18 protein-coding genes and 4 tRNA genes are annotated in these 20,925 nt (G+C 40.6%); 8 read left to right on the top strand and 14 right to left on the bottom strand.

What is annotated here, in order from left to right; genetic code table 11:
- Positions 1–424: 424 nt before the first annotated feature.
- From nth to I6F49_RS03435, 12 genes are all read right to left on the bottom strand, one after another.
- Positions 425–1,057: an endonuclease III gene (nth, locus tag I6F49_RS03490; RefSeq protein ID WP_166421073.1), complete on the bottom strand. Its 633-nt coding sequence runs from the start codon at positions 1,055–1,057 to the stop codon at positions 425–427.
- Between the two features lie 47 nt (positions 1,058–1,104).
- Complete coding sequence (locus I6F49_RS03485; RefSeq protein WP_197178437.1) at positions 1,105–1,803, bottom strand: electron transport complex subunit E; 699 nt, start codon at positions 1,801–1,803, stop codon at positions 1,105–1,107.
- Positions 1,800–2,441 carry an electron transport complex subunit RsxG gene (gene rsxG / locus I6F49_RS03480; RefSeq protein ID WP_197178435.1) on the bottom strand — a complete coding sequence of 214 codons (642 nt, stop codon included), beginning with the start codon at positions 2,439–2,441 and terminating at the stop codon, positions 1,800–1,802. The genes I6F49_RS03485 and rsxG overlap by 4 nt, the downstream gene beginning before the upstream one ends.
- The gene (gene rsxD, locus I6F49_RS03475; RefSeq protein WP_166421070.1) at positions 2,438–3,496 is read right to left on the bottom strand and encodes an electron transport complex subunit RsxD; all 1,059 of its coding nucleotides are present in this window, start codon (positions 3,494–3,496) and stop codon (positions 2,438–2,440) included. The genes rsxG and rsxD overlap by 4 nt, the downstream gene beginning before the upstream one ends.
- The gene (gene rsxC / locus I6F49_RS03470; protein ID WP_197178433.1) at positions 3,493–5,880 is read right to left on the bottom strand and encodes an electron transport complex subunit RsxC; all 2,388 of its coding nucleotides are present in this window, start codon (positions 5,878–5,880) and stop codon (positions 3,493–3,495) included. The genes rsxD and rsxC overlap by 4 nt, the downstream gene beginning before the upstream one ends.
- 8 nt (positions 5,881–5,888) lie before the next feature.
- Positions 5,889–6,443, bottom strand: a complete 555-nt coding sequence (gene rsxB, locus I6F49_RS03465) for an electron transport complex subunit RsxB (protein WP_002960333.1) — start codon at positions 6,441–6,443, stop codon at positions 5,889–5,891.
- A 1-nt stretch (position 6,444) separates the two neighbouring features.
- The gene (gene rsxA, locus I6F49_RS03460; protein WP_008134172.1) at positions 6,445–7,026 is read right to left on the bottom strand and encodes an electron transport complex subunit RsxA; all 582 of its coding nucleotides are present in this window, start codon (positions 7,024–7,026) and stop codon (positions 6,445–6,447) included.
- Between the two features lie 206 nt (positions 7,027–7,232).
- On the bottom strand, positions 7,233–9,176 hold the full coding sequence (locus I6F49_RS03455; RefSeq protein ID WP_166421068.1) for an EAL domain-containing protein: 1,944 nt from the start codon (positions 9,174–9,176) through the stop codon (positions 7,233–7,235).
- 148 nt (positions 9,177–9,324) lie between these two features.
- Positions 9,325–9,401, bottom strand: a tRNA-Asn gene (locus I6F49_RS03450).
- Between the two features lie 29 nt (positions 9,402–9,430).
- Positions 9,431–9,507: transfer RNA gene (locus I6F49_RS03445), tRNA-Asn, on the bottom strand.
- Between the two features lie 21 nt (positions 9,508–9,528).
- Positions 9,529–9,605 (bottom strand) — tRNA-Asn (locus I6F49_RS03440).
- Positions 9,606–9,626: 21 nt separating this feature from the next.
- A tRNA-Asn gene (locus I6F49_RS03435) sits at positions 9,627–9,703 on the bottom strand.
- A gap of 1,053 nt (positions 9,704–10,756) precedes the next feature.
- Between I6F49_RS03435 and I6F49_RS03430 the strand changes: the two genes are divergently transcribed.
- From I6F49_RS03430 to I6F49_RS03410, 5 genes are all read left to right on the top strand, one after another.
- Entirely contained in the window at positions 10,757–12,136 is a 1,380-nt protein-coding gene (locus I6F49_RS03430; protein WP_197178431.1) for an MATE family efflux transporter, read from the top strand.
- Positions 12,133–14,127, top strand: coding sequence for an excinuclease ABC subunit UvrB (uvrB, locus tag I6F49_RS03425; protein ID WP_197178430.1), 1,995 nt, complete (start codon positions 12,133–12,135; stop codon positions 14,125–14,127). Before I6F49_RS03430 ends, uvrB begins: the two co-directional genes overlap by 4 nt.
- 2 nt (positions 14,128–14,129) lie before the next feature.
- Positions 14,130–15,068, top strand: a complete 939-nt coding sequence (locus I6F49_RS03420; protein WP_197178428.1) for a class I SAM-dependent methyltransferase — start codon at positions 14,130–14,132, stop codon at positions 15,066–15,068.
- The gene (locus I6F49_RS03415; RefSeq protein WP_197178426.1) at positions 15,069–15,749 is read left to right on the top strand and encodes a tRNA (adenine(22)-N(1))-methyltransferase TrmK; all 681 of its coding nucleotides are present in this window, start codon (positions 15,069–15,071) and stop codon (positions 15,747–15,749) included.
- Positions 15,750–15,850: 101 nt separating this feature from the next.
- Positions 15,851–16,873 carry a hypothetical protein gene (locus I6F49_RS03410; RefSeq protein WP_197178424.1) on the top strand — a complete coding sequence of 341 codons (1,023 nt, stop codon included), beginning with the start codon at positions 15,851–15,853 and terminating at the stop codon, positions 16,871–16,873.
- A 4-nt stretch (positions 16,874–16,877) separates the two neighbouring features.
- Here the strand turns inward: I6F49_RS03410 and I6F49_RS03405 are convergent, their stop codons facing one another.
- Positions 16,878–17,120, bottom strand: coding sequence for a hypothetical protein (locus tag I6F49_RS03405; protein ID WP_197160671.1), 243 nt, complete (start codon positions 17,118–17,120; stop codon positions 16,878–16,880).
- 208 nt (positions 17,121–17,328) lie between these two features.
- Between I6F49_RS03405 and I6F49_RS03400 the strand changes: the two genes are divergently transcribed.
- Positions 17,329–17,778, top strand: a complete 450-nt coding sequence (locus I6F49_RS03400; RefSeq protein WP_007583901.1) for a methyltransferase family protein — start codon at positions 17,329–17,331, stop codon at positions 17,776–17,778.
- Between the two features lie 89 nt (positions 17,779–17,867).
- Here the strand turns inward: I6F49_RS03400 and queC are convergent, their stop codons facing one another.
- Positions 17,868–18,524 (bottom strand): 7-cyano-7-deazaguanine synthase QueC, encoded by a 657-nt coding sequence (gene queC / locus I6F49_RS03395; RefSeq protein ID WP_007583902.1) that lies wholly within the window; start codon positions 18,522–18,524, stop codon positions 17,868–17,870.
- 145 nt (positions 18,525–18,669) lie between these two features.
- Here queC and queE point away from each other — a divergent pair, with 145 nt between their 5' ends.
- On the top strand, positions 18,670–19,335 hold the full coding sequence (gene queE, locus I6F49_RS03390; RefSeq protein ID WP_197120016.1) for a 7-carboxy-7-deazaguanine synthase QueE: 666 nt from the start codon (positions 18,670–18,672) through the stop codon (positions 19,333–19,335).
- Positions 19,336–19,620: 285 nt separating this feature from the next.
- Complete coding sequence (locus I6F49_RS03385; protein WP_197178422.1) at positions 19,621–20,364, top strand: class I SAM-dependent DNA methyltransferase; 744 nt, start codon at positions 19,621–19,623, stop codon at positions 20,362–20,364.
- Positions 20,365–20,925 lie beyond the last annotated feature (561 nt).

Here is a 20,925-nt window from a genome sequence, read left to right as displayed (position 1 = left end):
TTGGGGTTTTGAGGTTTGTGCTTTATTGCGCGAGATAAACTCGCGACTACAGGGTTTGGTTTTGTATTTGTAGGCGCGGCTTTATGCCGCGTTTTTGGGGTTTTTTGCTTTATTGCGCGAGGTAAACTCGCGACTACAGGGTTGGTGTTATGTTTGTAGGCGCGGCTTTATGCCGCGCTTTTGGGGTTTGTGTTTTATTGCGCGAGGTAAACTCGCGACTACAGGGTTGGCGTTATGTTTGTAGGCGCGGTTTTGTGCCGCGCTTTTGGGGTTTTGAGGTTTATGCTTTATTGCGCGAGATAAACTCGCGACTACAGGGTTGGTGTTATGTTTGTAGGCGCGGCTTTATGCTGCGTTTTTGGGTTTTAAGGCTTGTGCTTTATTGCGCGAGGTAAACTCGCGACTACATGCCGTGCTTTTGGGGCTATTCCGTTTTTTCTTTAAACTCACACAAGTCTTCAATAATACAGCTTCCACATCTGGGCTTACGGGCTACGCAGGTATAACGTCCGTGAAGTATTAACCAATGATGCACGTCTACTTTAAATTCAGCAGGCACTACTTTTTCAAGTTTTTGCTCAACGGCTACAACATCTTTACCCATTGCAAGCTTGGTACGGTTAGATACACGAAATATATGTGTATCCACGGCTATTACAGGCCAGCCAAAGGCGGTATTGAGTACAACGTTAGCTGTTTTTCTGCCAACGCCTGGTAGAGCCTCTAACGCTTCACGATTTTCTGGCACGATGCTGTTGTGCTCATCCACCAATATTTGGCACATTTTGTACACATTGGCGGCTTTAGAATTAAATAAGCCAATGGTTTTTATATAATCACGCAGTGTATCGTGGCCTATATCTAATATGGCTTGGGGTGTGTTAGCAACAGGGAACAATTTACGAGTGGCTTTATTAACACCTACATCGGTTGCTTGCGCTGAGAGCGTAACGGCAACCAGCAATTCAAATGGGCTTGAATATTCAAGCTCTGTTACTGGGTGTGGATTATCGTCGCGCAGGCGCGATAGTATTTGGTGACGTTTTTCTTTATTCATGCAACTTAAAACGCATTAACTATTTACTAAGTTAGTGCGTTTTCCCCTTAAGTTAAGCTAGTAACGCGTGCGCGAGGGCCTTTTTCTGCCTCTGGCGGTGCAATTTGTTTTGATTTTATTTGTGCGTCAATTACGTTTTTAGCGGCAATAAGTAACCCAAGGCCTAAAAAGGCACCCGGTGGTAAAATAGCGAGTAAAAACTGGTTGTCAAAGTTAAACACTTCTATGCGTAAACTTTGTGCCCATGGGCCAAGTAATAAGTCGGCACCGTCAAATAAAGTACCTTGGCCAATTAGTTCGCGCATTGCGCCTAAAACAACAAGCACAATCATAAAGCCTAAACCCATCATTAAGCCGTCAAATGCTGATAAATGAACAGGATTTTTAGAGGCGTATGCTTCGGCGCGGCCAATAATGGCGCAGTTAGTTACAATGAGCGGAATAAAAATCCCCAATGACTGATACAAACCAAAGGTGTAAGCGTTCATCAGTAATTGAACAATAGTTACAAAGCCTGCGATGATCATGACAAATACAGGTATGCGAATATCTTTTGGCACCCAGTTACGTACAACCGATACGGTCACGTTTGAGCCTATGAGTACCAATAAAGTAGCTAAACCTAAACCCAAGGCATTTGTAACAGTGGATGTAACGGCAAGTAACGGGCATAAACCTAAAAGCTGCACAAGTGCAGGGTTATTTACCCATATACCGTCTTTATATAGTGTTTTTAACTCACTCATTTAGTTACCTCTACACATTCACCATTAGGTGCTGCAAAAATATCATCAAAATTAGTTTGTGCGAACAATACGGCGTTTTTAACCGAACCCACAACAGCACGAGGCGTTATGGTTGCACCTGTAAATTGATCAAACTGGCCGCCATCTTTTTTTACAGCCCAACGAGCGTCATCTTCACCTTCAACTGTTAAGTTTTTAAAGGTAGTGATCCAAAGCGATTTTTTAACTTCTACTTTGTCACCAAGCCCAGGTGTTTCTTCGTGTTTAGTGGTACGAACGCCAGCAATAGTGCCATCGCTCAATACGGCTGTTAATAAGTTAATATCGCCACTGTAACCGTTTGGCGTAACATGCCTAATAACAACAGCGACCGGTTTATTGTTTTTACGAGCACGATAAATTACTTGGTCTGCGTGTGGGCCTAGCTTTTCATCAGTAATAATTACGCAATCTTGTGATAATTGATTATCGTACGATTTTGGGTCGAGTACTTCTTGTAGTTGCGCAGTAAGTTGCAGCTGTTCTTGCTCTGCAATTTTATCAGCAGTAAGTGCGTTGATAGAGGCAACTAAACCCGTTGTTACCAGCGCAAAGGCCGTTAAAATGGCGCCGTTTTTGGCCATTGAAGAAATAATCATTTTACTGCCCCATGACCGTAAGTTCTCGGCTGTGTGTAGTAGTCAATTAGCGGTACTGCAATATTAATCAATAATACGCTAAAGGCGATGGCATCAGGGAAGCCACCAAAAGTGCGAATTAAATAAATTAGTAAGCCAATTAGCGCGCCATAAATTAAGCGCCCTTTATTGGTGGTTGCTGCAGATACCGGATCGGTCGCTATAAAAAATGCACCCATCATAGTGGCACCACTTAATAAGTGAAATAGGGTGCCCGGCTCAGTACCTGGTGCAGCAATATAGCCAATTGCGCTGCATACAGCTAAACTTGCAATAAAACTGACGGGAATATGCCAGTTAATTATTTTTGCTTTTAATAAGTATAAACCACCGGCTAAAAAGCCTAAGTTAACCCATACCCAACCAAGGCCAGCCCATTCGTTAAATAATGGTTTTTGCATGCTTTCGGTTACGGTTAAACCGTGGGCTATATCTGTTTTAACTGTGTCCAGTGGTGTTGCCATTGTTAGGCCATCAACACCTGCACGTACTTGATCTAGGCTGAACCCAGAGGCCGTAAAATCGGTAAATATGAGCCTGAGCTGATCTGCAAAGCCTATTGGCGTGTTTATTAAATCGGTGACAGGCAGCCACGCGGTCATTTGTACAGGGAACGACACTAAAAGCAGTACATAAGCAGCCATTGCTGGATTAAATAAATTAAACCCAAGGCCGCCATAAAGCTGTTTAACTATAACAATAGAAAATAAACAACCAATAACAATTACCCACCAAGGCGCAAGGGGCGGAATACTCAATGCCAATAACACGCCAGTAAGCCATGCACTGCCATCACTCAGTGCAGGCCAAACAGGGCGCTTTCGCATTAGCATTATGGCAGCTTCAAAAGCGCTTACAGCAACGAGCGCGAGCACCAGTTGAATAAGTACGCCGGTTCCAAAAAAGAAAACTTGAGCAATTAGCCCAGGAATACACGCAGCAATAACGCTAATCATTAATCGCGTTAACGATTTATGGCTGTGATTATGCGGCGAACTGGCCATGGTTAATTTCATGACTGATTATTTCCTTCTTTTTGTAACTTTTTAGCTTTTGCTCTCGCAATTGCTGCGGCCACGGCGGCTTTTTTCTTATCGTCGGCTGATTTAGGTTTATCTGCTTCAGTAGAATTGGATGAGTCATCGGTATTATTGTCTGCACCCTTTGGTGCAACACTATCAATTTGTAGCTCTTGAGTTTGCTCGGCTTGTGCAAGTGCTTTAGCCGCTTTTGTGGCTTTTGCGCGCGCAATGGCCGCAGCTACCGCTGCTTTTTTATCATCAACGGGGGCCGCGCTTTGTGGCGCTTCACTCACGGTTTGCTCGGCTTCTTCTAATGCTTTAGCTTCTTTTTTAGCTTTTGCACGAGCAATGGCCGCCGCAACTGCTGCTTTTTTATCATCAACAGGGGCATCGGTTTGTGGCTCTTCACTCACTGCTTGTGCCGCTTTTTTAGCTTTAGCGCGTGCAATGGCTGCCGCAACTGCTGCTTTTTTATCATCAACTGGGGCATCGTTCTGTGGCTCTTCACTTGCTTGTGCTGCTTTTTTAGCTTTAGCACGAGCAATGGCTGCCGCTACTGCTGCTTTTTTATCATCAACAGGAGCATCGTTCTGTGGCTCTTCACTTGCTTGTGCTGCCTTTTTGGCTTTAGCACGAGCAATGGCTGCCGCTACTGCTGATTTTTTATCATCAACGGGTGCAGTATCGGTTGATACCTCTGTTTGAGATTTTTGTTCTTTATATTGTCGAGCTTGTTCTTTGCGCAGTGCACGCTCTTTTGCTACTTCGCTATTGTCTGGCTCTAATTCAGCAGATTGATCGCCTAGCTTTTTAGCTTTAGCACGAGCAATAGCGGCTGCAACAGCTGATTTTTCACCGCCGTTATCGGGTTTATTTTTAACTCGGGCGAGGGCATCGGCCACTTTTTGCTTTTCGTCGTCTGATTTAGCTGCAGGTTTACGCTTATGACGATTTTTACGTTCTTCTTGCTCGCGCTCTAGGCGCTCTTTTCTTGCGTCAAAGCGCTCTTTTGCTCTGTCGGCTTTAATTTTGTCAGCTTGTTGTTCTTTGATTTCAACTTTGGCCACTCGATAGTATTGTACGAGTGGAATTTCGCTTGGGCACACATATGCACAGGCACCACATTCAATACAATCAAATAAATTATGTTCTTGTAGCTTGTCGTACTCTTTTGATTTAGCAAACCATTGTAGTTGCTGAGGCAATAAAGAAGCCGGGCAAGCATCGGCGCATGCGCTACATCGAATACAGGCTTTTTCAGGGCCAGGTTCTGCGAGCTCTTTATGATCAGGTGCTAAAATACAGTTAGTTGTTTTAACTATACCAATACGAACTGTTGGTAGCGTAAAGCCCATCATAGGGCCGCCCATTACAACACTTTGTTGCGGTACAGGTGAGAACCCTTGGCAATCAAGTAAGTGCTTTATTTCAGTGCCAAGGAGCGCCCATACATTCCCTGGATTATGTATAGTGTTACCCGTTACGGTAACTACACGTTCAATCAGTGGTTTACCTTCATAAACGGCTTGCTGTACGGCAAATAAAGTACCCGTGTTATGCACTAAAATACCAATATCGGCTGGTATACCAATGCTGGGAACTTCACGGTTGGTAAGTAATTTAATTAATTGCTTTTCACCACCCGATGGGTAAATAGTGGGAACCGTTTGAATAATAATTTTTGAGTTATGCTCAGCTGCTTGCTTCATTGCTGCAATCGCTTCAGGCTTATTATCTTCTATACCCACAATGCATAGCGTTGGGTTTAAAAGCTGCTGCATTATTTCAATGCCTTGGATAACTTCTTTAGCGTGTTCGCGCATTAAAACGTCATCGGCAGTAATATAAGGTTCGCACTCAACGGCATTTACAATCAAAAATTCGATAGGTTGCTTGGTATCTGCTTTCACATAAGTAGGAAAACCAGCACCACCCATGCCGCTAATACCGGCTTGGTGAATAATATTTATCAGCTCATCATGACTAAGTTCAGCAGGGTTTTTATTTTTATTAAGTGCTGTCCATTCGTCTTTGCCGTCTGGTTCAATAATAACACTTAGCTCAGGTAGAGCCGAAGGATGTGCCGATGGCATTGGTACTATATCGGTAATAACACCAGAGCTTGGAGCATGCACAGGTACCGACCAGTTAGCAGCAGGCGCTGTGAGTGCTTGGCCTTTTAATACATGCTGACCTTTTTCTACCAGTAACTTGCCATTTGCGCCTATGTGTTGCTTAAGCGCAACAATAAGTTTATCGGGCAACGGTAGGCGAGTAATACTCGCACTATTAGAGAGTGATTTTTGTTGTGGTGGGTGTATGCCGCCAGGAAATGCCCACACGGTGCCTTTTTTTATTTGTTCAAGTAACTTGTCCACTCAAACCTCTAATCTATTTGTGTAACAGGAATAGCATCTAGTTGCCATTTCCAGTTTTGTTTAGTTTCGGCTACAGGTAGCATATCAATGCAATCTACAGGGCAAGGCTCAACACATAAGTCGCAGCCGGTACATTCATCAATTAACACGGTATGCATTTGACGAGTTGCGCCTAAAATAGCGTCAACAGGGCAGGCTTGAATACATTTGGTACAACCAATACATTCATCTTCGCGAATATAAGCCACTGTTTTTATGGGTTCTGCTTGCTCGCCGCCAGCAAGTGGTTTTTCATCAACACCCATTAAGCCGGCAAGCTTTTTCATGGTTGATTCGCCGCCCGGTGGACATTTATTTATTTCATCGCCATTGGCAATTGCTTCGGCGTATGGGCGACAACCTGGGTAGCCACATTGCCCGCATTGAGTTTGCGGCAAAATAGTATCAATTTGTTCAACAATAGGGTTTCCTTCAACACGAAAGCGTATTGCTGCAAATCCTAAAATAAGTCCAAAAACGAGTGCTAGCGAGCCAATCGCTATCAAGGCATAAAACAAGGTCATATTAAAACTTCACTAATCCAGTAAAACCCATAAACGCCATCGACATTAAGCCTGCGGTGATCATAGCAATGGAGGCGCCTTTAAAAGGCGTAGGAACATCAGCCGCCGCTAAACGCTCTCGTAGCGCTGCAAATAATACAAGCACTAAAGAAAAACCAACGGCAGCACCAAAACCATAAACTGCGGATTGTAAAAACGAATGATCTTCTTTGATATTTAATAGAGCAACACCTAATACCGCGCAGTTAGTGGTGATCAGCGGTAAAAATATGCCTAGTAAACGATATAGGGTAGGGCTTGTTTTACGTACAACCATTTCGGTAAATTGCACTACAACGGCAATCACTAAAATAAAACTCATGGTACGTAAAAATTCGATATCCAGAGGGATTAAAATATATTGATTAACTAAATAGCTAGTCACCGAGGCAAGAGTAAGCACAAACGTGGTTGCCAAAGACATACCAATCGCCGTATCAAGCTTACCTGATACGCCCATAAACGGACATAAGCCTAAAAATTGTACTAATACAAAGTTATTAACTAGAACGGTTCCAATCAATAACAAGACATATTCTGTCATGTGTGCCTCACGCTATTAAAGTCCTGCGTATTATCCTTTTTTCTGCCCCGATAAACAACATTTGCGAGTCGTTATCAGTTAAATAAACGCGAGGACAAACATATTGATCACAAGGCTGTAAAATTAATGTGATTTTGATGTAAGGATAAAATAGCAGAAACAAAAAAAGAGCAACGAATGCTCTTTTTTGTATTTGTTAAAACTAATTAAATGTCTTTAGGTTTTTCTATGTAATAACCTTGAACGCCATCTAAACATAAAGTTTCTATAATATGTTTTTCTTCTTGGCTCTCAACACCTTCAGCAAATACGCTAACACCTATACGGTGGGCTAAGTCGACCATTAAGCGCATAAAGTACTGATTGTTTTTATCATCTTCTAGGCCGCGAGTGTAACTTGCATCCATTTTAATAAAGTCAGGTTTTAAATCGCGGAAAAACTTAAATGAGGTTAAACCAACACCGAAGCGTTCAACTGTTACGCGGGCGCCTACGCGGTGCACCATATCAATAAAGCGCTTACTGGCTTTAATATTTTGTTGTAAGCCAAACTCACTTACTTCAAAAATAAGCTTTGATGCAATATGCGTGTCTTTTAATAAGCGGCGTTCTAGCCAAATAACAAACTGATCGTTGTGCGCACTTGAGGCTGTAACGTTTAAACCAAAAAACTTTTCAGATAAATTACGGCTTTTCACTTTTTCAAGGGAAGAGTCGATTATCAGGCGGTCAATTTCTATTGCCATATCAAGCTTTTCGGCCATCGCTAAAAAAGAGGCCGTAGGAAGTACTTGATTGTCTTCTGTTTTAAATCGCACTTGTATTTCAGCATAGGCTTTAATGCTTTTACCAAGCGGCATAATGTTTTGCACAACTAAATGTACTCGTTTAGATTCAATTACCTCGTTAATAACCTTACGCCAGTTTTGATTACCAAAACCTGCACTTACGTTATTAACTAAATCGGTCTCGCGTTGTACGTGCCATGCGTTTACTTGTTTTGATTGCGCCATACTCATCGCGTTATCAACAACCGAAAGTAGCTCACCCAAAGGCTTACCTTTTTCGTAACCGACAATACCCGTGTTAGCAACAGAGCTTAGCTCTTGATTTTGTTGATACTGAGTAAAGCGCGATTGTAGATTTTCACCAAAGCGCTCTGCTTCTTTCAATGGAGTGTGGGGCAGTACTACAGCAAAGTCAGAGCTGTTTAATCTAAACACTTGGCTACCCGTGTAAGTGCCGCTTATGTGCTTAATAATATCGGCAACGCCTTTAACGTACTCGTCACCTTTTTGATAACCACGGCTTTGGTTTATAGCTTGTAGCTCGCTACAACGAACCATAGCTAAAGAACCAAATGTACTTTGCTCACTGTTTTCAATATTTTTTTCGTAATACTCAACAAACATATTACGGTTGCCAAGCGAAGTAATTACATCTTTATATGCTTCATGTTTAATGTTTAATGCAGCGCTTTTTATATCTTCACTTTTACTTTTCAAAAAGTGAGATAAACGATTAAAGCTAGGAACTAAATCTTTACCTAGTTTTTTTAATCGAGTGCCATCTAATGCTGTTTCTAAATCATTATCAACTTGGTTTTGGTTGATATAAATATCGATAATGTCAGCTACCGTTGTACTTATGTTTTTATTTAAACGGTAAAAAATAGATTGCATTAGGATTATTGGAATAATAACCAAAATAGCAGAAATCAAAATAACGATAAAAAGGGATGTTTGCAGCTGAGCAGCTAAATGCTCAATGTTAAGTACAAATTCAACTTTTATATCTGCTGCATCGTTTACAGCAAATTGAGGGCGTACAGAGTTCAATTTTGATAGTACAAAATCAGCAAACATTGGTAATTGGGTAGGGGGGTTAACGCTGAATATTTCAGCCCCTTGGTAGTCTCTTAGAGTAAAGCTTGTAAACGTTTTACCATCTGCAATTGATTGTTTTAGATTTTGAGCAGAAATATCGTCTAAAGAAAGGTCATTAATATACTTAGTAACAGTAGTTTGTGCACTTTTTTGTGCATCACTTACCGCAGTATCAAAGTTTATAGATATGAAGTAGCTTCCTGCTGCCACACACAATAACCAAGAGATAATTTGTATAAAAATAAGTTTTTTAAATCCAGCCATGTTTTCAGTCTTTTAATAATTCAAAAGGGAAGGAATCAAGTCCTTGATTAATAAACTAAGTACAGCGCATCAAGGAATAAACTAATGCTTTAGTTATATAAGGAAGAGTAGTGGAATTAGCTTGAGATGTCTATGAAATTCTTAGAATTGGCTCCCCCTCCCCGACTCGAACGGGGGACCTGCGGATTAACAGTCCGTCGCTCTAACCAACTGAGCTAAGGGGGAACTAAAGTAGTGATATTATTATGATGATTTGGCTCCCCCTCCCCGACTCGAACGGGGGACCTGCGGATTAACAGTCCGTCGCTCTAACCAACTGAGCTAAGGGGGAACTACATCATAAACATAAACTTGGCTCCCCCTCCCCGACTCGAACGGGGGACCTGCGGATTAACAGTCCGTCGCTCTAACCAACTGAGCTAAGGGGGAATCGTTTATGGTTGAAAAACTTGGCTCCCCCTCCCCGACTCGAACGGGGGACCTGCGGATTAACAGTCCGTCGCTCTAACCAACTGAGCTAAGGGGGAAGCGTCTTGCCTTTCAACGGGGCGAAATATTAATGACCGAGCCGCAAAGTGTCAACATATAAAAGTCATAAATTGAAAAAAGAGGTTTATTCGTTGTTTTTGTGTTCGATCTGCGTGTTTTGTAGCTCTATTAAAGTTATTTTTATGAGAATTTAAGAACACCAATGTGACTTTTATTATTGTTGAGTCTTTAAATTGGTTAAATTAAACACGCTATTAAAGTCACTTGTAATTAAAAAACAGCCCAAAAACATAAAAACTCATTTTTTACTTAGTGGTTATTCTTCGCATTTATTTACTTTTTTGCTTTAATTTTCTAAAAATATACCAGCGTGAATATTTACATGAGTATTTTTTACCTTCAATTGTGATCTAATCACTATTTATAAATAGGGTATTTATTTTCTGCGTTCAAAAATAGAACAATCAATAACTTAACTTTGTCTTAAACGTTTTTTGTTTACCAACGTACAACTATGTTAAGAAGAAAAACCGGTGAGCTACAATTTTTAGTGTGAGTTTATAAAAATGCCACAATTAGCAAATGATTAATTGGTTGGACCTCATCGAAAATTGCGGCCCTCTCAAAGCCTTTATAAATGCGGGTTTGAATGAGTTATCCACGGTTTCTGTGGATAACTCTGTTTATGAAACTTTAAGAACATCATTGGCACCAATGGTCTAGGGCGCTACAACGATTTCAAGCTTTTAAATCATTATTTTTAATTTGTTTAAAAACAGTCAGTTATGTTTTTATGGCTAAAGGGTGTAACTCGATGAGTGAATTTTTTCGTAACGATAAATCAAGTCATGCCTTTGTGTAAAAAAGCACCAGATAATACAGCGTGTTTGTAATAAAAGTTATAAAAATGTGTTTTAATTGTTTTTTGGAGTGTTTAGGCTCTATTTTAACAAAAAGATGCAAAAACGGAGTTTTACTATTTTTTCGAATCTTTACTTCATTAATTACATCAATTGTATTGATAAATCCGTGGCTTGAACTGCCTTGATGCTTTAAAATGATTCGTTCAGTAAAAGAGGCCTATTTATTCCATGCGCGCAATTTCAAAATCTCAGACTCGCCCAGATTTACTAAACGATCCCATTTTGCCCACATTAAAGACCATGACCATCCCGATGATATTCGGCATGATCACGCTAATGATGTTCAATATTGTAGATACCTTCTTTATAAGTTTACTTGGCACCGAGCCACTTGCTGCCGTGAGCTTTACGTTTCCGGTTACTTTTACCGTTATTAGCTTAGCAATCGGACTGGGTATTGGCACATCTGCGGTTATTGCTAAAGCACTCGGTAGTAATAAAATTGATGAAGCACGCTTTGATGCCAGCATTTCTTTAATGGTTGGTGTGGTTTTAGTTATTGTGTTGTCGTCGGTTGGGTATTTAATGATTGACCCAATATTTACTTTACTAGGAGCGGGCGCACAAGTATTACCGTTAATACACGAATACATGAATGTATGGTTTATTGGTAGCTTATTTTTAATAACCCCAATGATTGGTAATTCGGTACTGCGCGCCAGTGGTGATACAAAAACGCCAAGTATAGTAATGGGCGGAGCAGGGCTTATAAACGCGATACTTGACCCAATACTGATATTTGGGTTTGGGCCAGTACCAGTGTTAGGTATTCAAGGCGCGGCCATAGCAAGCGTTATTGCATGGGCAGTCGCAGTAGTTATTATTTTGTATATATTAATGTTTAAAAAGCGTTTGTTGAGCCTAAAAGCGGGCAAGCAAACGGTTGTTGGTGCTATTCGTAAAATATTAAAGATTGGTTTACCTGCAGCAGGTGCCAACATGCTTACACCGGTTGCAATGGCCGTAATGACCGCTATGGTCGCGCACCACGGCCCAGAGGCTGTAGCTGCATTTGGGGTAGGCAGCCGTATAGAATCTATTGCAAGTATATTAGTGCTTGCGCTATCTATGACCTTACCGCCATTTGTTAGCCAAAACTTTGGGGCTGGCAAATTGTGCCGCGTTAAAGAAGCGTACACAGGCACGCTAAAATTTGTGATGATTTGGCAATTTGCTATTTACGTATTACTCATTGCATTTTCAGGTGTTATAAGCCAATTGTTTGGTAAAGAACAAGCCGTAATAGATGTAATTAAGCTCTTTATTTATACCATCCCGTTAAGCTATGGCTTACAAGGGGTGATCATATTATCAAACTCATCGTTTAATGCTTTACACAAACCAATGTACGCACTGGTATTAAGTGTCATTCGGTTATTCATATTTTATGTACCATTTGCTTATGTAGGCAACGAAATAGCCGGATTATTAGGGCTGTTTATTGGCGCTGCTTTAGGTAACTTATTTACAGCAATAGTGGCGTATAAATGGTTTATGAAAAAACTAGAAACGCTGAGCGGCGAATCGTTACAGGAGTGCAATAATTGAGCGACCATTTTCAGTTGAAATCACATTTTAAACCAGCAGGCGATCAGCCCACAGCGATTAAGCAGCTATGTGAAGGATTAGAAGCTGGCCTTGCACACCAAACTTTATTAGGTGCCACCGGTACAGGTAAAACCTTTACCATGGCTAATATTATTAACGATTTAAACCGTCCGACAATAATAATGGCGCACAATAAAACGCTTGCCGCACAGCTATATGGGGAAATGAAAGAGTTTTTCCCTAAAAATGCGGTTGAGTATTTTGTATCGTATTACGATTACTACCAGCCAGAAGCCTATGTTGTATCTAGCGACACCTTTATTGAAAAAGATGCCTCGATAAACGAGCATATAGAGCAAATGCGTTTAAGTGCGACCAAAGCACTGCTTGAACGCCGCGACACCATTATTGTGGCGTCGGTATCGGCTATTTATGGCTTGGGCGACCCTAAGTCATACATGAAAATGATGCTGCTTTTAAAAGTGGGCGAAAAAGTAGACCAACGCGACATGCTACGTCGCCTAGCTGAAATACAATACACCCGCAACGATATAGATTTTAGCCGTGGTACGTATCGTGTACGTGGTGAAGTGGTTGATATATTTCCTGCAGAATCTAGCACTTTCGCAATTCGCGTAGAAATGTTTGATGACGAAATAGAGCGCTTAAGTATTTTTGACCCGCTTACTGGCGCCGTCGAAAAGCATATAATACGCACCACTATTTATCCAAAAACACACTACGTTACCCCGCGTGAAAAAATACTCGGTGCTATCGATAAAATACAAGAAGAACTAAAAGATCGAAGAGCCCAGTTACTCAGTGCTAATAAATTAGTAGAAGAGCAACGCGTAACACAGCGTACGCAATACGATATAGAAATGATGCGAGAGCTAGGTTATTGCTCGGGTATAGAAAACTACAGCCGCTATTTGTCGGGCCGTACGGCAGGCGATCCGCCGCCTACGTTACTTGATTACCTCCCAGACGACGCATTGATGATTATTGATGAATCGCACGTAACCGTATCGCAAATTGGCGCAATGTATAAAGGCGACAGAAGCCGTAAAGAAAACTTAGTTGAATATGGCTTCAGAATGCCCTCTGCAATGGACAACAGACCGCTGCGCTTTGAAGAGTTTGAAGCTATTTCACCACAAACAATTTATGTATCGGCAACGCCAGGCGACTTTGAATTAGAGCGTTGTGTAGGCGCAATTGCAGAGCAAGTAATTCGCCCAACTGGGCTGCTTGACCCACTTATTGAAGTGCGCCCGGTAGGCGATCAGGTAGATGATTTACTTTCAGAAATTTATAAAAGTGTAGAGAAGGGTGAACGCGTACTTGTAACTACACTTACTAAACGTATGTCTGAGGATTTAACCGATTACTTAAGTGAGCACGACGTAAAAGTGCGTTACCTACATTCAGACATAGACACGGTTGAGCGCGTTGAAATTATTCGTGATTTACGTGCGGGCGTGTTTGATGTGTTAGTAGGCATTAACTTACTTCGTGAAGGCCTGGATATGCCAGAGGTGGCGCTAGTAGCCATACTTGATGCCGATAAAGAGGGCTTTTTACGCTCAGCGCGTTCAATTATTCAAACCATTGGTCGTGCTGCACGTCACTTAGATGGTCGCGCTATTTTGTACGGTGATAAAATTACAAAATCGATGGCTAAGGCCATGGACGAAACAGCGCGCAGACGCGAAATTCAGCATGCTTATAATATTGAACACGGTATTGAACCGCATTCACTAGCCAAAAAGATTCTTGATGCGATGGATGTAGGCGAAGAAGCCGGCCCTAAAGATAACCTTAGACTTGTTCGTAAAGACTCTAAAAAGGTACTTAGTGCGAAAGAAATTACAGTGCAAATTAAGCAGCTTGAAACCAAAATGCATGCATATGCAAGCGACTTAGAATTTGAAAAAGCGGGCTCTGTTCGCGATGAAATACATGAACTACAACAACAGTTGATTAATTAAAAATGACAGCAAACTTTACTCCTCTTATTACTGCGCTTGAAGATGCGCCAATTTTAAAAAATGAACTGTGCCGTGTTTTTCATGGCCGAGGCCACAGTGTTGAGGCGTTAAGCCATATTAATTTAGACTTTTACCCGCCAAGTTTGTTTTTGGTTTCGTACGACGAAATTGACGAGCAAATACTAAGCGAGCTTACCGATGTTGTGTGGCAGTGGGCGCAAGCAAACCAGCCAGAACTTATTACGTCACTTGTTTATCAGCAGCGCGCTGGTGTGCAAAGCCAAAACACCGTGGTTTATGGGCAATTACCTCACCCGCATGTTGTAACCGAAAACGGCATTCGTTTTTTGGTTGATTTACAGAGCCGCCAAAATACCGGAATATTTCCAGATATGCGCAGCGGCCGTGAGTTTGTTATGGCTAATAGTAAGCATGGCAAAGTGCTTAATTTGTTTTCGTATACGTGTGGGTTTTCGCTTGCAGCAATGCAAGGCGGGGCAGATCATGTAATGAACATGGATATGAGCAAAGGGGTGCTAAAAGTCGGCAAGCAAAACCATCAACTAAATGGTTTTGAGCGCGGCGTCAGTTTTTTACCGCACGATATTTTAAAGTCGTTTGGAAAACTAAAAAAAGCAGCCCCGTTTGACTTAATAATAGTTGATCCGCCAAGCTTTCAAAAAGGCAGTTTTATTTTAACTAAAGACTACCAAAAAGTGCTGCGCAGGTTGCCAGAGCTACTTTGCGACACAACACAATTGTTATTGTGTGCTAATAGCCCAGAGCTTAGTGAAGACGCGTTTAAAGCATTAATAAACGAGCACACCGAAGGCGCAATTGAATTTGTTGAGCGTCTAGCCCCTACCGAACGCTTTATTGAAGTAGACAGCAACAGAAGCTTAAAAGCCCTTATCTACAAAACGTCACAATCTGCTGATTAAATGAAGCTCAGTAAACGCCTAACTGCCATTGATACATTAATTTCGCAGCATCACGATATTATTTGGGATTGCTGCTGCGACCATGGTTATTTAGGCATGGCGCTACTAAAACGCGCAGCTGCAAACCAAGTCATATTTGTTGATATAGTCGCCACTTTAATGGACGACTTAAGCGCGCAATTATCATCGATTAATAAATTACAAAAAAACTGTAATAAAAAACCACAGTGGCAGGTCTTATGTCAGGATGTAGGCAAAATTGAAATTACTCAAAGTAAAAGCCAAGTAGTTGTAATTGCAGGTGTTGGCGGTGAGCTGTTGTTAAGTTTAATACAACAAATTACTGCTAATAACGTAAGTGAGCATTTAAATAATGTTCGGTTTATTTTATGTCCAGTGCATCACACTTATAAGTTGCGAGTCGGTTTAAAGCAATTAGGTTTAGGGCTTGTAAGTGAGCAAATAGTTTACGACAACAAACGTTTTTATGAAGTGATTGAAGTAGGCTTTAGTACCAATAATGAGATTAGTCATACCGGCAATAATATGTGGGATTTTACTTGTGCAGAGCACGGTATGTATCAGCGCCAACTTATAAATCATTATAATAAAATGCTCAATAAAGATAAGCCATACTATCAAAAAGTTATAACTGACTATCAAGAACTCACCGATAGTTAAAAAAGCCCGAAAGAAGGGCGTACATGTGATCTAATTACGACATTGACGACGTAATGTGTTCATAGTTTATATCGCACAACGCGAGTTTATTTGGTTTATTTATGTCAGATAACAAGAGTCACATTAATCATTTGCTTAGTAATGAGCAAAAATGGCAACACAGTTACGAGCAACCTATTTCTTATGCACCCCTTGTGCAATTGGCTAATAGTAGCTGGGTGGTGCCACAACATTTTTTACGCTACAAGCACACGCTTGAAAGCGTAAACGAAGTACTTGAGAGTATTGAGTTTTCGGCTCACTTTAGGGTACTCGCTGCACAAAAAGGTGAAGAAATTTACCTGCAAGTAGCAGTGCTGAGCCCTGATAACTACCAAAAAAGTGCATCTGCAAATGAAGGCAAAGCTAAAAAACTGTTATTTGGTAGACGCTGGATAGTGGAGGAAAACTTACCGACTTCAGAGCTTATTCAAACTGCATTTTTAGCGTTAAAAGTAGCGCGTGAACATGAAGTAAGAGAGCTTTTTCAGTTAATGCAAAGCGGCGCAACAAGTACGCCATTTAATAACCATCACGACTTACCGGTAATGGCGCAAAATCCTGAGCTTGTTAAAAGTGAAAGTGCAAAAAGCCGTGTTGATGAAGTGCTTAAACGTATTGTATTTGCAGGAAAAAGTATTGAGCTTAAGAGCCAGCAGCAAATAGCCGAGCAACATTTATATACTGTTGAGCTGTTGTGTGAAGATTGCCAACTTAGCGAGTTTAATAAAAAAACAATCGCGTTTTTAACAGCAGACTCATCTGCTAATAGTTTTTTACACGCCTTAATTACAGCATTAGTAGCCACAAGCAATGATTACGTAAACGAGCAATTTAAGTACAAAGGTTTTGCCCGCTTTAGTAAACACGTTGCGGTTGAACAAATAGGTAACTTAAGTATCGCTATGCGCTCGCCAAGTACCGTAGGGCTTTGTTCTATGGGTAAGCAACATGCTAATCAGTTAAACTTTGAGATAGATAGCGGGCGAGCACCACAGGGCTGCGGGCAAGCTATTGGTGGCTTTTTAGCTGCACATGGTATTGAGCAGCCAGAAAACGCTCATTTATATCCAAATTATTTATAACAATTTAAAGCTTATTAATTTCATCTTTAACGCTAAAGCTTGAATCAGTAACAATAGCTTCAAGTGTTTGTACACGCTCTTTTAGTGCAAGCACTTGTGCGTTTGTTTCAGCTAATTGTTTGTGAGCATCGCTGTTGTTGTTTTGCATTTTATGCTTAAACTCAAGATGCTTTTTATACATATCGTAAAGTACCCCTGAGCCAACCGAAATTAGCACAATAAGTACAATCATCGTAGTTCCAGACATAATCTCATTCCTTATCATTTTATTATTTGTTTATGGTTAAAGTATAACCTTTAAGCGCTTTTGATAAAGCTGACAATTGTAACTTAATTTGTATACTTTACTTAAGCTCAGCTTTGAGCGTGTTCATCATTTATACACTTTAGATATTGTTTAATAACGTCAGTGTCACCATATAATAAACATACTTTAGCCAATACAGTGAGTTGCCATGTTAAATAATAAAATACCTCCCGTTATTGTTGTGCTGTTTTTTGCAGGCATAATGGCGCTTATTGCGCATTACAGTGTTATTGATTTCACCGCATTTATTACCTACTTAGCAGCAAGTTTGGTCATTATAGGCTGTGTTTTTTGTATTGCAGGGGTGGTGAGTTTTAAAATAGCAAACACCACTGTAAACCCTAATAAACCTGAGCAAGCGTCAAAACTTATTACTAGCGGTATTTATCGGATTTCGCGTAACCCAATGTACGTAGGTTTTGCATTTATTTTAGCAGGGTGGGGTATTTGGTTAAGTTCCTTGTGGGCACTTTTATGTATTATAGGGTTTATTGCGTATTTAACGTTTTTTCAAATAATACCCGAGGAGCGTGCGCTCACTAAATTATTTGGCGAAGAGTTTACCGCTTACAAAGCGCGCGTAAAACGCTGGTTGTAATTTATATCAACTCGTTAAAATTAAACAAAAAAGGCTATCGATGATAGCCTTTTTTGTTTACAGCAATTGTACTACTAATTAATTGGTGCTTATTCGTATTCTAACGGGTCTGTAATGTTATTTAGTGCAAATGCTTCAAGACGTTCTTGGCACGCGCCACATTTACCACAGGCCTTTTCACGGCCGTTATAACAAGTCCACGTTTGGCTGTAATCTAAACCCATTTCAATACCGTCGGTTAAAATACCAATTTTAGTATTGTTTAAGTATGGGCTAAAAATTTCTACAGCGTCGTAATTTGCAATACGACACACATCATCCATTTTTTGCACAAATTCAGGACGGCAGTCAGGGTAAATAGCATGATCCCCAGAGTGAGCGCCGTAATAAACTTGGCCAGCTTTAAGTGATACCGCGTAACCAACAGCAAGCGAAAGCAAAATCATATTACGATTAGGTACAATCGTACTTTTCATGCTTTCTTCTTCGTAATGGCCTTCAGGCACATCAATGTCATCAGTAAGTGATGAGCCACCAATAAGTTGGTTAATCGCCGAAATATCAACAATCTTATGCGGAACGTTTAATTTTTCACACACACTTGCCGCCACTTTAAGCTCTTTTACATGACGCTGACCATAGTCAAATGATAGGGCATATACATCATGGCCTTGTTGCAGGGCTTTATTTAATACGGTAAATGAGTCCATACCGCCGGAATAAATAACAACTACTTTTTGCGTCATATCTGTTTTGCTCTTAGTTTTAATAGAGGTTTATATCAGGGCGCGATATACTACACGCCCGCAGCTTAAATAACAATTTTTGCACAGCGCTTTTTGGTTTTTTAATAGTAGCAATTTGGCTGCTAGGTAGTAAGTGAGATCTCTTTTGTACAAAATTAATGAAGTGTTTGAAACCATTCAAGGTGAAGCTAGTTTTACTGGCACACCCTCAATATTTTTACGTTTGCAAGGCTGCCCAGTAGGCTGCTCTTGGTGCGACACTAAGCAAACGTGGGATGTTGATAATGTATATAAAGTATCGCTGGATGAAACCGTAGAAAAAAAAGCCGACTCTGATCATTGGGCTAACGCCAGTGCAGAGCAAATTTTAGCGTTGTTTCAATCGCGTGGTTATACCGCAAAGCACGTAGTAATTACCGGCGGCGAGCCATGCATGTTTGATTTAAACCCAGTATGTAACTTATTACACGAACACGGCTTTAGTACACAAATAGAAACCAGCGGTACGTTTGAAATACTCGCCCCAGAGCAAACATGGGTAACGGTATCGCCAAAAATTAATATGCGCGGTGGTTATGAAGTACTTACCAGCACAATGAAGCGTGCAAACGAGATTAAACACCCCGTTGCTATGCAAAAGCACGTAGAAGAGTTAGAAGAACTATTTGTTAAAACAGGTGTTAACCCAAAGCTTGTTTACTTGCAGCCAATTAGCCAAAAAGTATCGGCAACCAAATTAGCAATCGACACCTGCATTGCCAAAAACTGGCGCCTATCTATACAAGTACATAAGTATTTAGGAATTAGTTAAAGAGCAGTTTAAAGTGATAGTACGTAGGTTGGGTAGAGCGTAGCGAAACCCAACGAACCTCCTATTCCACACCGTTTTATAACAACGCTCTATAATATTTAAATTACGTAGGTCGTGTACTTAGCTCGGATAACCGAAGCGCCATCCGACAACTCTAAATTTTATAGCCTGAACTTTATAACCTAAGATTACATCTACCTAAAAGCTCATATCTTCTTCGCTAATAGCCATAACTAGTTTACTATGCGCGACTCAAAATATGTTACTACAAACCACTAGGCTTATATGTCCGCTAATGCGCTTTACACCGACCTTTCTGATTACTACGACTTAATGTGCGCAGATATAGATTATCAAGCCCAAAGCAATTCTATTCACCGGCTGCACCAAATTTTTGGTAATGGCGGAAATACCCATCTTGATTTAGCATGTGGCACCGGCCCGCATGTACGCCACTTTATTGACTACGGCTATAAAAGTAGTGGGCTTGATTTAAACCAGCCAATGCTCGATAAAGCACAAATTCGTTGCCCAGAAGCGCAATTTTCATTGCAAAATATGAGTGAATTTAAGGTAACTGAGCACGTGGATTTAATTACCTGCTTTTTGTATTCAATCCATTACTGCGACGGTATTAATAAGTTAAAAGAGTGCCTTGCTAGCGTACACAATGCATTAAACGTGGGTGGAATATTTTGTTTTAACACGGTTGATAAAAACAAAATCGACAGCGATTCATTTGTAGAGCACACAGCAACAAGCGAAAATAGCTTCTTCACATTTCGCTCTGGCTGGCATTACAGTGGCAGCGGCAGTAAACAGTTATTAAAACTCAGCATAGAAAAAACCACCGCAGATAAAACACTCGTATGGCACGACGAGCACCCAATGGTTGCTTTTAGTTATACCGAGCTGAAAGAAGCCTTAAAGCCGTACTTCGAAATCCACATATTTGAACATGACTACGACAAAATAACCCCATGGGCAGAGCGCTCAGGCAACGCCATTTTTGTCTGCGTAAAAATTTAAGGCAAACATTCATCAAGAAGAGATAAAAGTTTGGGTAGAGCGTAGCGAAACCCAACGAACCTCCAATATCCACGCCCCTAATAACCCCGCATTATATATTTGAAAACGTAGGTCGGATAAGCGAAGCGCCATCCGACACAGTAAATTTTATCCCAAAGTAATAACCTTTAGCCCAATTATTTTATTAATAACTTCTTCTATCTATTGTGGTTGAGATTTACTTGAGCGAATATCTAGAGACTCAACTAAATTGAGTAGTGAGATCTTTTAAAGTGAATACCAGTATAAAATTACAAAATATTGATATATTTATTAGAAAATGATTATTTATTGTATTTAAGGCTAAGGAAAGCAAATGAAAACCCTATCTATAAATCTCGAAAATTGTTACGGAATAGAGCAACTAAACGAAACACTTAGCTTTGAAGGTGTAAATGCGAATTGTAGTGGTCAATAAAATTTGGCCACAGTTTTAGAATCTTGATATCTAACCTCAGATTCATTTGGCGCTAAACCGGCATTATAATGATGCGGCCTAACGTTGTTGTAATATCCGTTGAT

Origin of the sequence: Pseudoalteromonas sp. SWN166 (assembly GCF_015864485.1) — a bacterium.
Lineage (GTDB): Bacteria > Pseudomonadota > Gammaproteobacteria > Enterobacterales > Alteromonadaceae > Pseudoalteromonas.
This window is presented reverse-complemented; position numbering and strand designations above follow the sequence as displayed.